Here is a 13,448-nt window from a genome sequence, read left to right on the forward strand (position 1 = left end):
CTTCGACCCCTTTTTTCAGAAAAGACAAGTATTTCTGAAGTTTTCCTTTGTTAATGGTATCACATCGCAAGGAGAACAGGACGAAAATTCCGAAAACTATTCAGGAAGTGGCCTGTTTAGTTACAAGATCCGCATACTTCCCGCCGAAAGATACCAGTTCATCGTGACTGCCTCGTTCAGCAATACGTCCTTCTTCCATAACGAGAATAAGATCGGCATTACGGATCGTATTGAGCCTGTGAGCGATTACGAAACTGGTGCGCCCTTCCATGAGCGTCTGCAATGCTTCGTTTATTTTCGTTTCCGTCACCGTATCGACACTGCTCGTGGCTTCATCAAGAATAAACAGGGAAGGATTTTTCAGTATAGCGCGGGCAATCGATAACAACTGGCGCTGCCCCTGGCTCACCCCTTTCCCTTCGGAATCGAGCATCGTCTCGTATCCGTCCGGGAAATTGCGGATGAAACCGTCGGCTCTGGCTGCTTTTGCAGCTTCTTCCACTTCCTCGTCCGTCGCTTCCAGTCGCCCGTAACGGATGTTTTCACGGATGGTCGTGTGAAACAGAATCGCATCCTGCAGCACGAGACCCATATGTTCCCTGAGCGTCTCCCTCTTCAGGGAGCGCATGTCCTCTCCGTCCACGAGTACGCGGCCTTCCGTCGCATCATAAAACCTTGACAATAATGAGACTACCGTCGTTTTGCCGGCTCCTGTCGGTCCCACTAATGCTACGGTATCACCCGGTTTCACGTGAAACGATACATCATCCAGTGCTTTTTCATCTTCATCATAATAAAAATGAACGCGTTCAAACTCCACTTCTCCGTTTATGGAATCCACCGTCTTCGCACTCTCTTCATCGACCCTTTCCTCGTCCTCATCGATGATGCTGAACACTCTTTCAGCCCCTGCAACGGCAGAAAGGATCATATTGAACTGGTTGGCGAGGTCGTTCAGAGGCCGGGTGAACTGTCTGGAATACGTCGTAAACGTAACAATCAGACCGACCGTCACGAATCCGTTCAAAGCGAGTACCGCTCCCCCGCCGACAATGATGGCGAAGCTCAGGTTGTTAAGCATATTCATCAGTTTCGGAATAAAACCTGTGTACACCTGAGCCCAGTAGCCCGATTCATAAAGGGCACGGTTCCTTCCGGCAAAATCCTCCTCCACGTCCGCCTCTTTGGAAAACAGAGCAATGACCGGCTGACCGGAAAACATCTCCTCTGCGTAACCGTTGACGTCGCCGAGGTCTCTCTGCTGGGCTTTGAAATACGGGCCTGTACGTTTCGTAATCCACTTCATACCGTAGTACATAAGAGGGACGACTGTCAGTGTCAGCAGCGTGAGCCAGGGGCTGAGCACGAACATAATGATCAGCGTCCCCGAAATAGTGAGAGCACTCGTCACAAGCTGGATGACAGCCGAGTTCAGTGTACGACTCACGTTTTCCATATCATTGGTAAGACGGCTCATCAGCTCTCCCTGCTGATATTTTTGAAAAAAGGAGACAGGCAGATGCTGAAGATGGTTGAATAAGTGTTCCCGCATGCGATAAACCGTATTCTGGGAAAGCTGGATCATTGAGTAGCTCTGTATCCACATGAATACGGACTGAAAAATATAAATGGTGCCGAGCAGCAGCAGAAGCGTAAATACTCTTCCTTTGTCGGAAGCCCCGATTATAGTATCAATGACCACTCCAAGCAGATAAGGCCCGGCAAGAGACAGGGCGGAACTGATGAGAATAGCAAAGAGGACGAAGTAGAACCTTCTTTTTTCCTTCATCATATACGACCAGACCCGCCCGATCGTCGTTTTCATATCATCCACTTTCGGTCGTGCCGAAAAAGAAGCACTATGTGGATGTTTCCTTTCAGCCATCAGCTCCCCTCCTCTCTCTGCGACTCATAGACGCTCCTGTAATAATCGTTATCTTTCAGCAGTCGTTCGTGACTCCCTTCCCCGATCAGCCGTCCTTCCTGCATAACGAAAATACGATCCGCCCGTTTAAGCGAACTGATTTTCTGGGCGGTCATAAGTACCGTACGCTTTTCCGACTGCAGCGTGTCGAGGAGTTCTTCTTCCGTGTTCGCGTCCAGCGCACTTGTACTATCATCCAGAATAAGAATCGCAGGATTCCGGACGAGTGCCCGGGCGATAGAGAGCCGCTGTTTCTGTCCTCCGGAAAAATTCACGCCTTTCTGACCGATTTTCGTATCATACTCATCAGGAAGCGTTTTAATGAATTCATCGATCCGGGCTTTCCGTGCCGCTTTCTCAATTTCCTCTTCCGCAGCCTCCGGTTTCCCGAAGCGGATATTCTCCCCGATCGTTCCGGAGAAGAGGTGGGCCTCCTGCGGTACCATGCTGACTCGGTGTCTGAGATGGTGGATATCGATGTTTTCCACTTCTTCATTTTCAAAAAGAATGGTTCCTTCCTCTTTTTCAAGCAGCCGGGGTATCAGCTGCAAAAGCGTCGATTTTCCCGACCCCGTTTCCCCGAGAATCCCTATTATTTCCCCGGCATCGATATGAAAGGATATGTTATGGAGCACCGGATCTCCGGCGCGCCGGACGGAAACGTTACGGAAGTCTATGTTTCCTTCGAGTTCCGTTTTGAAATTCGCCGTTTCCTCCAGGTAAGCGGGCGTCCCCTCTGAGAGAACCCGGGCTATACGGCCGGAAGACGCCTGACTTCTCGAGAAAACCATGATCAGAAACGTGAACATAGAGAAGTTCACTAGCATTCTGGTAGCATAATTGACGATAGCGACCAGTTCTCCCGGTTCCGCAGTACCGGCTAAGATGGCCTCGCCCCCGAACCACAATACGATAAGTATGACTATGTTCATCATAAGCATAAGGGCCGGCATCGCGAACTCCATCAGCCACAGCGCCTGTTTATTCGTGTGCCGGAGTGACGTGTTGATATCGTGGAAACGGCTTTCTTCATAGGAGGTGCGGTTGAACCCTTTGATCAGCCGGATCGCCGTCAGGTTCTCCCTGATAATTCTGTTCACCCCGTCCAGCTTGTTCTGAACGAAGCGAAACAACTTCACCCCTTTCAGACTGATGATCACCATAAACACAACGAGCACCGGAGCAGCGAACAGAAGAATGAGAGCCATCCCTCTATGTACCGTAAAAGCCATCACTAATGAAAAAATGATGAATAATGGAGCTCTTAACCCGATTCTCGTAAACAGAAAAAGAAAATTCTGTATCTGTACGACGTCCGTCGTGATTCTCGTCACAAGATCGGGAGTCGAATACCGATCGAAGTTCTTTCCGGTGAATTTCTGGACCTTGTTGAAAATATCTCTGCGAAGATCATACCCCGTCCCCTGACTCGCTTTTCCGGCAAAAAAGGAGTTGATGATCCCTGCCGAGAAAGCCAGGAGAGAAAGAACGATCAGTACCGTCCCCCAAACAAGTACGGTCCGATAATCTTCCTGCAAAATCCCTTCATCTATAATCTTACCCATGATCAACGGCTGAAACAGCTCGACTGTCAATTCTACGAACATAAGGGCAATCGCAATCAGAGCCGCCCGTTTATAGACAGATACATACTGCAGTAATAATCTCATATATCCCTCTCATTTCTGTCACGCATCAGCCGGGAATACGACTCCTATCTGTTTTCTCACCTCTTCCATCAGGCGTGCCGTTTCCAGGGAGTGCGCCGGCGCAGCTGCGGAAAATTCAGACGATTTCCCTTTCCGGACCATATTCGTAAAAGCTTTCAGTTCTCCATACATTGAAGGTTCCGATAAAGCACCCGGCAGTTCTTCAACGGATCCGTCTCTGTACCTGATCGTCATCCCCTCGGGTGTGGAAATGTCGGGTATCACTATAGAACCTTCCTCCCCCTGAATCTCCGAGGGGGCGTAAGAATTGTGGATTTTAGAGAAAGAGACGACCCCTTCCATATCATCGTATTGAAAAAGTGCCGTGCCTTCACCGTCTACGCCTGTCTCGAGAAGCACGCCTGTCGCCCTGGCGGAAGAAGGTGTTCCGAATAGCGTAATCATTGGATAAATTCCATATACACCAAGGTCCATCAGCGCTCCGTTTGATAATTCTCTCTTGAAAGCATTCAGTACCTCCCCGTTTCTGTAGGCTTCATAACGGGAGGAGAATTTGCAGTAATTCCCAACATAACGTCGTACTTTCCCGATTTTATGAAGATTTTCCCTGATTTCTTCAAATCCCGGCATGAACAGCGATTTTATCGCCTCCAGAAGAACAACACCTTCTTCCTCGGCTATACGGAACATTTCTGCAGCTTCCCGGTAATTGGAAGCCAGAGGCTTCTCGCACAATACGTGTTTCCCGTGTCTCATACAAAGGACCGCCTGGCTGTAATGCAGGGCATTGGGGCTCGCTATGTATACAGCATCAATTTCGTCACTCGCAGCAAAAGCTTCCAGATCAGTATATGTAAGGGAAATTCCGTGTTTCCCGGCAAATTCATCCGCTTTCTCCTTCGTACGTGAATATACGGCCGCCGGCTGCACTTCCTCCAGATGTGCCGCTGCCTCCAGCAGTTGATCAGTTATAAAATTCGTTCCGATGATTCCCAGTCGCATAACAAGAACCTCCTTCATTGATTTCCCCTCATTATAACAAAAAGAAGAGCAGGAGGTGCTCTCCCCGCTCTTCAGGTGGAATGTATAAAGTGATTTTCATGACCTGTCTTTGGTCTGTAATGAAACGGTCTCTCTCTTACTTGAAGTCGTCTGCATATTCTTCATACTCTGTTCCAGGCAGCTCATCGGCCGGTATGAACTTCATAGCCGCCGAATTCATGCAGTATCTGAGGCCGTGTGGCTCAGGACCGTCCTGGAAGACGTGGCCCAGATGGGAATCCGCCTGTTTACTGCGGACTTCCACATTTGTACCGAAAACCCCTGTGTCTTCTTCATAGGTGATATTCGCGAGTTCCAGAGGCTTCGTGAAACTCGGCCATCCTGTTCCGGAATCGTACTGGTCCCTGGAACTGAACAGCGGCTCTCCCGAAACGATGTCCACGTATATACCGTCTCTCTCATTGTCATGATATTTGTTGTCATACGCAGGCTCCGTCCCGTCTTCCTGAGTCACTTCATATTGCACACTGCTAAGTTCGGAAACAGCTGATGCTTTATCTTCCACCGCAAACGGCGAGGTTTTATTTATTTCGTATTTACGGTCTTCTCCCCACGTTTGCTTCAGGTAGTCATCACGCCCTGAGTTATCTCTGTAATGCTCATAACGGCCCGGATTCTTCTTGTAGTAATCCTGATGGTACTCCTCCGCTTTATAAAACGTGTCATATTCTTCGACGGAAGTCACAATCTCACCGTCGAACCTTCCGGAGTCTTCCATTTCCATCAGGGAAGACTCAGCAGCCTGGCGCTGTGCTTCATCGTGATAAAAAATCGCCGATAAATAAGGCTCTCCCCTATCCACGAACTGCCCACCATCATCTGTCGGGTTTATTTGACGCCAGAAAATCTGCAGGAGATCTTCATAACTGATCTGTTCCGGATCGTACGTTATCTGAACGGCTTCCTGATGCCCTGTTTCTTTACCCGAAACTTCTTCATAAGTAGGGTTTTCCGTTTCTCCCCCCGTGTACCCCGACACCGCACGGATCACTCCAGGTCTTGATTCGAAGGGAGGCTCCATGCACCAGAAACAGCCGCCGGCAAACGTCGCCTGCTCCATTCCTTCAAGGTCTCCCTGCAGTTCCGACTGTTCCGTCGCAAGCACTTCTTCATATTCATTAGCTGTGAACGTCTGGTATAAAAACCATCCGCCCGCCAGCAGGGTTAACGTTACTATACTGAGTATCCAGCGTCTTTTATTCATAATCCGCCTCTTTTCCGTCTCTTTTTCTCAATTATAAGGAAAAAGAAGGAAAACAAAAAACATTATGCCTATTCTGACTAGAAAATCTGGTGCAGAAAGAATAATTTCCCCGCACCAGGTTCTGTAGCATCGACTTATTTCGTTTTGACAGCTTCTTCCCGTAATTTGAATTTCTGAAGTTTTCCACTGGCATTTCTCGGCAGCTCTTCAACAAACTCGTACCGTTTCGGCCGCTTGTACCGGGAAAGCCTATTCCACGACAAAAGAAATTCATCGATTTCCTGAGCGGAAACCTCCTCTTTTTTCACGATAAAAGCTACGACCTTTTCTCCCCATTTCGCATCCGGCTCCCCTACTACGGCAGCATCTTCGACAGCCGGGTGTTCGCTCAGAGCATCTTCCACTTCCCGGGAGTAGATATTCTCTCCCCCGGAAATGATCATATCTTTCACCCGGTCCCGGACCCAGAGGTATCCTTCCTCGTCCATCATCCCTACATCTCCGGAGTAATACCATCCGTCCCGTATCGACTGCTCTGTCGCTTCCGGTCGTTTATAATATCCTTTCATCATACTCGGCCCACGCACGATGATTTCACCAAGCTCGCCCGGGGCGCATATATCTTCGGGGGTCCCGCTCTCCTCATCTTCCGATCTGATGATACGGACTTCCTGATTCACCAGGGGTTTACCGGCCGAACCGGCTTTCTTTATCTGTTCATCCTCCATCTGTACCGTAATGGCAGGACCCATTTCCGTCATCCCGTAAGCCTGTACGAGACCGATACCGAGCACGTCATACAACTCCCTCGTAAGGGACGGGGGCATGGGTGCGCCGCCGTAGAGGCCCTGACGCAGCGTAGTTATATCCTCTTTCGTAAATTCCTCCTGAATCATCATGTGCCACATAGTCGGAGCCCCGAACATCGTGGTGATTCCTTCTTCCCTCACCAGCCTTATCGTTTCTTTCGGGTCGTAGTGATGCAGAATCGCATTCCCGGCACCTACAAGAATTCTCGGGAAAATCGCACAGTGAAGTTCGGCACAGTGAAACATAGGACCGATGGACAGGCCTTTATCGGCTGCAGTGAGACGCATGGTCAAAGCCATAGCCATCGCCTGATCCACCATATCCCTGTGCGTATGAAGTACGCCTTTCGGTTTCCCTGTCGTGCCCGATGTGTACATGATTGCATACGTGTCGTCTTCGTCGAGCTCCGTTTCCACATTCGTCACGTCGGAAGAGAGTTTGCTGTAGAGATACTCCCCTTTCCCGTCTTTCTCATCAATGGACCAGAATTGAACATCTGTCATATCTGCCTGAACGGGATCAACCTGAGGACTCGTCGCCCGTTCATACAGAACCACTTTCGGTTCTGCATCCGCCAGAATAAATGCGATCTCCTTTTCTGTCAGTCTGAAGTTAATCGGATTAAACACCGCGCCCAGCCTGGCACAGGCAAATAACACAGTCATAAACTCCGACGTGTTAAAAAGAACAGTGGATACTACATCCCCTTTTGATATACCGTTATCCTGCAGTGTATGGGCAAATCTGTTCACTTCTTCCTTCCATTCTCCATACGTCCACCTTACATTGATACGTTCATCCACCAGTCCTTCTCTTTCGGGAAATTTAGCTGCTGTCTGATCGAACATCGACTTTAGTGTCGGTCCCATCTCTCCACCCCTTATCTAAAAATTCAGATTTCTTTCATATAGTATCTATTCGACAGGTAAGGTACATTTTCCTTCAAAAAAAGCAGGAGTATTAAACTCCCGCTTTTGCATCTACCACACGGTTTATAACGCTGGCCACTCCGTGCTCCACGTTCGTGCCCGTAACCAGATCCGCTTCCTGTTTCACTTCTTCCTGAGCGTTCCCCATCGCTACACCGATCCCCGCTTCTTTAATCATGGCAAGGTCATTCAGACTGTCTCCCACTGCCATCACTTCGTTCAGGGAGAAACCGAGTAATCCGCTGATTTTATGAAGAGCAGCCGCCTTACTCACTCCGGCCGGGTTGATTTCTATATTTACAGGACTCGAATTCGTCACTTCAAGCGCAGGGTTGGCCGTCACTTCTTTAAGAATGACGTTCCGGACGTCTTCATCCGGCACTTCCAGACCGATTTTCAGCCATTCATACTCTTCGATCGGTTTCTCAAATTTATAATCGGAGTCAAAAGCTCCTTCCACCGTGGACGTCCAGAGACGCACGCCATATTCTTTCTGTATTTCCCACAGCCGCTTCACTTCTTCCATGCCGAGTACTTCACGTGTCACCAGATTAAAATCTCCGTCGTATATTTCCCCGCCGTTGACAGTAACGATGTACTCGGAATCCCCGAGCGAACGGACCAGGCTGCGACAGTGACCTATCGGACGCCCGGTACTCACGATAACGTGAATCCCTGCGTCTTTCGCCCGTTCTATAGCTCTTTTATTTTCCTCGGATATTTCGAACTCATTTTTCAAAAGCGTTCCATCCATATCCAGAGCAATCAATCTTATATTATCTTCCATTGTTATTCACGTCCTCTCTACGACTATATTCTAATACATACACACCCCTTCGTCCACCGGAACGGAGTTTCTCCCCGGCGACCCAAAAAAAAGCCCCCGGGCCGGGGACTTTTGGCAGTATTATGCTTCAATCAGTTTATTGACCTGTTTCTTCCATAGACCGAAACCGCCATCCATATTACGGATATCGGTGATGCCGTTCGCCTGGAGAACACTTGCAGCAATAGCCGAGCGCACGCCGGAGCCGCACTGAACAACGAGCGGGCGATCTGCCGGCACTTCGTCGATCTTATCCGGTAATTCTCCGAGATAAATGTGAGCGGCACCTTCAATGTGCGCTTCTTCATATTCTTCCTCGGAACGGACGTCGAGCACTTTCGCTTCTCCGTTCTCGATCATCGATACCGACTCTTCCGGAGTTACGTTGTGGTAGTGCTCCGTACGGTCACTCATAGTGACCGCCTGAGTGGCATCCATATAGTGGGTAACATTGTCGATTCCGATCGAGCGGAGAGCTGTCAGAACTTCGTGGTGATCCTTCTCATCGGTAAGGATATAAAGATCCCGGTCGTAATCCACGAGCCATCCGGCCCAGTTAGCGAAGGATTTGTTGATCGGGATATTAAATGTCCCTTTCACGTGATTCTTCGCAAAACGGGCGGAGTCACGGGTATCGAGAACCTGGACACCGTTATCGATCGCTTCTTCAAGCTCTTTCGGATTATCGATACGTTTCGGATCGTTAAGGTCGCGTACGATTTCCGCTCCGGATTTGTTCACCTTTTTCATTTCGGCGAAATAAACCGGAGGCGCCGGCTGTCCATCCGTCAGTTCTTTAACGAACTCATCGGCGTCCGTATGACTGAACACCCAGTTTTCTTTCTTTTCATAACCGAGGGTGGACTGTGGCACGGCACCGAGAGACTTACCGCAGGCACTGCCTGCTCCGTGACCGGGCCAGATTTGCAGATAATCCGGAAGTTCACTGAACTTCTGAAGAGATTCAAACATCTGCTGTCCGCCTTTTTCTGCAGTACCTTCAGCCCCTGCAGCTTTATCCAGAAGATCCGGACGGCCGACGTCGCCGACAAAGAGGAAATCACCGGTGAAGACGCCCATGGCATTATCCGTTCCTCCGTCTTTCAGAGTGAACGACAGACTCTCCGGTGTGTGGCCCGGAGTATGAAGAACGCCTATCGTGACGTTTCCCACTTTCACTTCGTCTCCGTCTTTCAGAAGCTGATGGGGAAGGTGGTCGATATTTTCGTACTTCCAGTCGTCATCTCCTTCATCGGAGACGTACAGTACAGCTCCGAGACGCTCTGCCATTTCACGGCCTCCGGAAACGAAATCCGCGTGGATGTGAGTTTCAAGGGCACCGTTGATGGTCAAACCGTTTTCGTTCGCTTCTTTGATATAAGGTTCAATCTCGCGTGCAGGGTCGATGACTACTGCCTCACCGGTTGCCTGACAACCGACGAGATAAGACGCCTGCGCCAGATTATCATCATAAAAATGTTTCAGTAACATAGAAATTGACCTCCTATTGTTATTTTTAACTACCGTACGGGGTATATTAGAGGTATATCCGTTCCGGAAAATCATTAAACCTATTTCATTTCTTCGAGCCTCTGTTCCATCAAATCTTTGTTCATACCTCCGAGAATCACAGACTGGACTTTCCCTTCCTTATCTATAAACACGGAAGTCGGTACAGGCCCTACTTCGTATTTAGCCATCACGTCCGAATTGCGATCAAGTAATACAGGAAATGAAAGGTCGAACTCTCCCGCAAACTGGCTTACATCATTTCTTGTCGCTTCTGTTTCCGTAAGGTTCACCGCAAGTATTTCAAAATCATCCCTGGAGCTGTACACTTCTTCCATATCCGGCATTTCTGCACGACACGGCGGGCACCACGTGCCCCAGAAGTTCACAATTACCGGGGTTCCCCGATAGTCGGAGAGACTCACCTCTTTTCCACTTAATGTCGGAAGCGTAAAGTCAGGAGCCGGTTCCCCTTTTTCAAAACTTGAAGAATCGTTCTGGCCATCCGGTCCTTCGGCTGTCATCACTGTATCTCCACTTTCCTGTGTCGCCGTCTCTTCCGGTTCATATAGAAGGTCGTAAAGAGCCCATCCGAACAATACTACAACGACTGCAATTACAATCCATTTCTTCACTACAATATCCCCCTGAATATAATTGTACCCAGGTTAGAAAGCCAGGTGTCCTGCACCATACGGAGAAGCATATTGGATATTCTCGTGAGCTGACCCGTATATAGCATTATCCCCATCACAACCATGAGGCTGCCTCCCACTTTCATGAATATCTGGCTGTAGCGCACTACCGCTCTTGCAGAACCAACGAAGAATGAGAAAATCAGAAACGGCAAAGCGAAACCGAGTACGTAAAATACGCTGTAAACCATCCCCTGCGTGGGGTTACTGGCTGCAAGTACGAGAATCGAACCGAAAATCGGGCCGATACACGGCGTCCATCCGGCTGCAAATCCGAGACCTGTAAAAACAGAACCGGTATACCCCAGGGTTCTCTTAGGCTTTACAGAGAACCGTTTTTCCCGCATCAGCCAGGAGAAATTGATCCATCCTGCTACAAACAGCCCCATCACGATAATGAAAACGCCGGCGATCCGCTGCAGGAAAACTCCGGAATCCCCGGTCAGCACTCCCTGCATCCATTGTCCGGCAAGTGATGCCCCGAACCCGAGGCTCAGGAAAACCGTTGCCACCCCGATCAGGAAGAAAACCGAATGCAGAAGGACTTTTTTTCTTATTTGAGGATTGTTCTGATCCTGTATATCTTTCACACTCATACCTGTAATATATGATAAATAGGCCGGAAAAATCGGCAGCGTGCACGGCGAAAGAAAAGATAAAACGCCTGCCCCGAAAGCCAGCCAAAACGTTACGTCCGCTTCCATTTAAATACCCCCCTGCCCATAATGAACACGCCGGCAGCGATTACAAAATAATACCCGGCGTCCACCGGCACTCCCATAACGTCAAGTACCGGGACGATCAGACTGACAGCACCCGCAGCAAGCATCACACTTCCAAACAGGGCTGACCAGTAATTCTTCCATAAAAGACTTCCCGCATAGATAATAAACCATATAACGAGTTCATGTAATACGTTATCTTCCATAATTATTATACTTCCAATATAGTAGAAGAAAAACGAACCCGAAAGAAGAACAGTCATTCCGTACAGTTCGTCCTTGCTCAACTTCAGCCGGAAAGCATGAATAGCCGCGGCGACCGACGCTATGTAGAACTCAAGCGTACCGCTCGGATAACTCAATACCGTCACCGGGTAATCAAGTACCATAGGAAAGGTGGTAACCAGTTTACTGCTGAAAAACACGAGGAAAAACGTAGTCAGCAGGGTCGTTCCCTTTGAAAAGACCTCTTTTTTTCCCTCCATACCTGTCCGTGCAAACCGGAACACACCTGCGCTTACCAGTAAAGCAGTCAATCTTATAATTAAATATGGAGGCACAAACATAATCTCCCTCCCTCTCCTTTATACCATAATACTCTTTTCCTTTTGTGAATAATGAATGAACTTCACGTGTTTATTTATATACCTGCGAGGGTACACTTATTTGAGAAATACTACAAAAAGGAGTGAAACGACATGTTCCACTATACAGTAGAAACGGATAAAAACCTCGAAGAAGCAGTAGAAAGTCTTCAGGCAAGCCTTCAGGAAGCGCAGTTCGGCGTACTATGGAACTTCGATGTGAAAGAGACGCTTCAGGGAAAAGGTCTCGACTTCGATACGGATTACCGGATACTTGAAGTATGTAACCCGAAAGAAGCCAAACACATCCTCGAAAAAGATCTCCTCGCAGGCTACTTTCTCCCATGTAAAATGGTCGTATACAACGATCAGGGGCAGATTAAAATCGGTATGCCGAAACCTACGTCCCTTATGGAAATGATCGATGATAAAGAAATTAAAGATGTAGCGGCCGATATTGAAGAACGTCTGAAAGTCTGCATCGATAACGCAGCTTAAAACCTCCTTCTGAAGGGGGTTTTTCTTTTTCTCCGGAGATCTCAAATAAAATAAGCATATCTTGTTGACAAAATACCTGTAGGGGTATAAGATGCACTTAGTTGATTAAAAGAAATCACCTCACATTAAACAGCAAATTTTTTTCGTTGACAATATACCCCCATAGGTATATAGTAAGCATCAGTCTCGCTAAGGGAGGGAAGACAGATGGAATACAGCAACAAAGAAATAAACAGAATAAAACGTCTGGAAGGTCAGCTTCGGGGTGTACTGAAGATGATGGAAGAAGGAAAAGATTGCAAGGACGTTATCACCCAGCTCTCAGCCTCCCGCAGTGCTATCGACCGTTCCATCGGCGTACTCGTAAGTTCCAATCTTGTAGCGTGCGTCAGAGAGGAAGAAAACGAGGAAGATCAGGAAGTTGCAATCAACGAAGCAGTGCAGCTTCTGGTGAAAAGCAGATAATTTTTTTCAATAAAATAATACCCCTGTAGGTATAAGGAGGAAATAATCATGTCATCCGAAAACAAAAAAACCAACATTATTCTATTCAGTGGAGATTACGATAAGGCAATGGCTGCCTACATCATCGCAAACGGTGCTGCAGCCTACGATCACGATGTAACCATTTTCCACACGTTCTGGGGACTGAACGCCCTCCGTAAGGACGACAAGATGCTCATTGAGAACAAATCAAGACTTGAAAAAATGTTCGGTCGTATGATGCCGCGCGGCGCCAAACGAATGGGCATCTCCAAAATGAACTTCGGCGGTTTCGGTCAGAAAATGATCAAGGACGTTATGAAGAAGCACAATGCCATGCCCGTCGAAGACTTGATAGAAATGGCTCAGGAACAGGATATCAATTTGATTGCCTGCACCATGACGATGGATCTTTTAGGTCTCAGAAAAGAAGAACTTCTCGACGACATCGAGTACGGCGGCGTTGCTGCTTATATCGGTGAAGGTGAAGACGGAGCTATCAACCTGTTTATCTAAACAATTAAGAGGTATT

Annotated in this window: 13 protein-coding genes; 3 read left to right on the forward strand and 10 right to left on the reverse strand. The window is 48.3% G+C overall.

What is annotated here, in order from left to right; all coding sequences use genetic code 11:
• Positions 1–100: 100 nt before the first annotated feature.
• From BLU03_RS07215 to BLU03_RS07260, 10 genes are all read right to left on the reverse strand, one after another.
• On the reverse strand, positions 101–1,885 hold the full coding sequence (locus tag BLU03_RS07215; protein WP_093106756.1) for an ABC transporter ATP-binding protein: 1,785 nt from the start codon (positions 1,883–1,885) through the stop codon (positions 101–103).
• On the reverse strand, positions 1,885–3,594 hold the full coding sequence (locus BLU03_RS07220; protein WP_093106758.1) for an ABC transporter ATP-binding protein: 1,710 nt from the start codon (positions 3,592–3,594) through the stop codon (positions 1,885–1,887). Before BLU03_RS07220 ends, BLU03_RS07215 begins: the two co-directional genes overlap by 1 nt.
• A gap of 18 nt (positions 3,595–3,612) precedes the next feature.
• A complete protein-coding gene (locus BLU03_RS07225) occupies positions 3,613–4,596 on the reverse strand; it encodes a Gfo/Idh/MocA family protein (protein WP_093106761.1) in 984 nt (327 codons plus the stop codon).
• A gap of 136 nt (positions 4,597–4,732) precedes the next feature.
• Entirely contained in the window at positions 4,733–5,860 is a 1,128-nt protein-coding gene (gene msrA / locus BLU03_RS07230) for a peptide-methionine (S)-S-oxide reductase MsrA (RefSeq protein ID WP_093106763.1), read from the reverse strand.
• Positions 5,861–5,994: 134 nt separating this feature from the next.
• Entirely contained in the window at positions 5,995–7,539 is a 1,545-nt protein-coding gene (locus tag BLU03_RS07235) for a fatty acid--CoA ligase (protein WP_093106766.1), read from the reverse strand.
• A gap of 91 nt (positions 7,540–7,630) precedes the next feature.
• Positions 7,631–8,386, reverse strand: a complete 756-nt coding sequence (locus tag BLU03_RS07240; RefSeq protein WP_093106768.1) for a Cof-type HAD-IIB family hydrolase — start codon at positions 8,384–8,386, stop codon at positions 7,631–7,633.
• Positions 8,387–8,506: 120 nt separating this feature from the next.
• Positions 8,507–9,916: an MBL fold metallo-hydrolase gene (locus BLU03_RS07245; RefSeq protein ID WP_093106771.1), complete on the reverse strand. Its 1,410-nt coding sequence runs from the start codon at positions 9,914–9,916 to the stop codon at positions 8,507–8,509.
• A gap of 80 nt (positions 9,917–9,996) precedes the next feature.
• A complete protein-coding gene (locus tag BLU03_RS07250) occupies positions 9,997–10,569 on the reverse strand; it encodes a redoxin domain-containing protein (protein WP_008589223.1) in 573 nt (190 codons plus the stop codon).
• Positions 10,569–11,333 carry a cytochrome c biogenesis CcdA family protein gene (locus BLU03_RS07255; RefSeq protein WP_008589221.1) on the reverse strand — a complete coding sequence of 255 codons (765 nt, stop codon included), beginning with the start codon at positions 11,331–11,333 and terminating at the stop codon, positions 10,569–10,571. Before BLU03_RS07255 ends, BLU03_RS07250 begins: the two co-directional genes overlap by 1 nt.
• Positions 11,318–11,917, reverse strand: coding sequence for a hypothetical protein (locus tag BLU03_RS07260; protein WP_076571467.1), 600 nt, complete (start codon positions 11,915–11,917; stop codon positions 11,318–11,320). Before BLU03_RS07260 ends, BLU03_RS07255 begins: the two co-directional genes overlap by 16 nt.
• 132 nt (positions 11,918–12,049) lie before the next feature.
• Between BLU03_RS07260 and BLU03_RS07265 the strand changes: the two genes are divergently transcribed.
• The 3 genes from BLU03_RS07265 to BLU03_RS07275 all read left to right on the forward strand — a co-directional run bounded on the left by BLU03_RS07265 (position 12,050) and on the right by BLU03_RS07275 (position 13,432).
• Positions 12,050–12,433, forward strand: a complete 384-nt coding sequence (locus BLU03_RS07265; protein WP_076571465.1) for a DUF302 domain-containing protein — start codon at positions 12,050–12,052, stop codon at positions 12,431–12,433.
• A 207-nt stretch (positions 12,434–12,640) separates the two neighbouring features.
• The gene (locus BLU03_RS07270; protein ID WP_008589216.1) at positions 12,641–12,898 is read left to right on the forward strand and encodes a metal-sensitive transcriptional regulator; all 258 of its coding nucleotides are present in this window, start codon (positions 12,641–12,643) and stop codon (positions 12,896–12,898) included.
• Positions 12,899–12,946: 48 nt separating this feature from the next.
• Positions 12,947–13,432, forward strand: a complete 486-nt coding sequence (locus BLU03_RS07275; protein WP_008589213.1) for a DsrE/DsrF/DrsH-like family protein — start codon at positions 12,947–12,949, stop codon at positions 13,430–13,432.
• Positions 13,433–13,448 lie beyond the last annotated feature (16 nt).

It is taken from the genome of Salimicrobium album, assembly GCF_900107115.1.
Taxonomy (GTDB): domain Bacteria; phylum Bacillota; class Bacilli; order Bacillales; family Halobacillaceae; genus Salimicrobium; species Salimicrobium album.

Coding starts and splice junctions, on each gene's coding strand:
- BLU03_RS07225 (WP_093106761.1), bottom strand. CDS start 4,596: ATGCGACTGGGAATCATCGGAACGAATTTTATAACTGATCAACTGCTG.
- BLU03_RS07235 (WP_093106766.1), bottom strand. CDS start 7,539: ATGGGACCGACACTAAAGTCGATGTTCGATCAGACAGCAGCTAAATTT.
- BLU03_RS07260 (WP_076571467.1), bottom strand. CDS start 11,917: ATGTTTGTGCCTCCATATTTAATTATAAGATTGACTGCTTTACTGGTA.
- BLU03_RS07240 (WP_093106768.1), bottom strand. CDS start 8,386: ATGGAAGATAATATAAGATTGATTGCTCTGGATATGGATGGAACGCTT.
- msrA (WP_093106763.1), bottom strand. CDS start 5,860: ATGAATAAAAGACGCTGGATACTCAGTATAGTAACGTTAACCCTGCTG.
- BLU03_RS07220 (WP_093106758.1), bottom strand. CDS start 3,594: ATGAGATTATTACTGCAGTATGTATCTGTCTATAAACGGGCGGCTCTG.
- BLU03_RS07265 (WP_076571465.1), top strand. CDS start 12,050: ATGTTCCACTATACAGTAGAAACGGATAAAAACCTCGAAGAAGCAGTA.
- BLU03_RS07245 (WP_093106771.1), bottom strand. CDS start 9,916: ATGTTACTGAAACATTTTTATGATGATAATCTGGCGCAGGCGTCTTAT.
- BLU03_RS07255 (WP_008589221.1), bottom strand. CDS start 11,333: ATGGAAGCGGACGTAACGTTTTGGCTGGCTTTCGGGGCAGGCGTTTTA.
- BLU03_RS07270 (WP_008589216.1), top strand. CDS start 12,641: ATGGAATACAGCAACAAAGAAATAAACAGAATAAAACGTCTGGAAGGT.
- BLU03_RS07215 (WP_093106756.1), bottom strand. CDS start 1,885: ATGGCTGAAAGGAAACATCCACATAGTGCTTCTTTTTCGGCACGACCG.
- BLU03_RS07275 (WP_008589213.1), top strand. CDS start 12,947: ATGTCATCCGAAAACAAAAAAACCAACATTATTCTATTCAGTGGAGAT.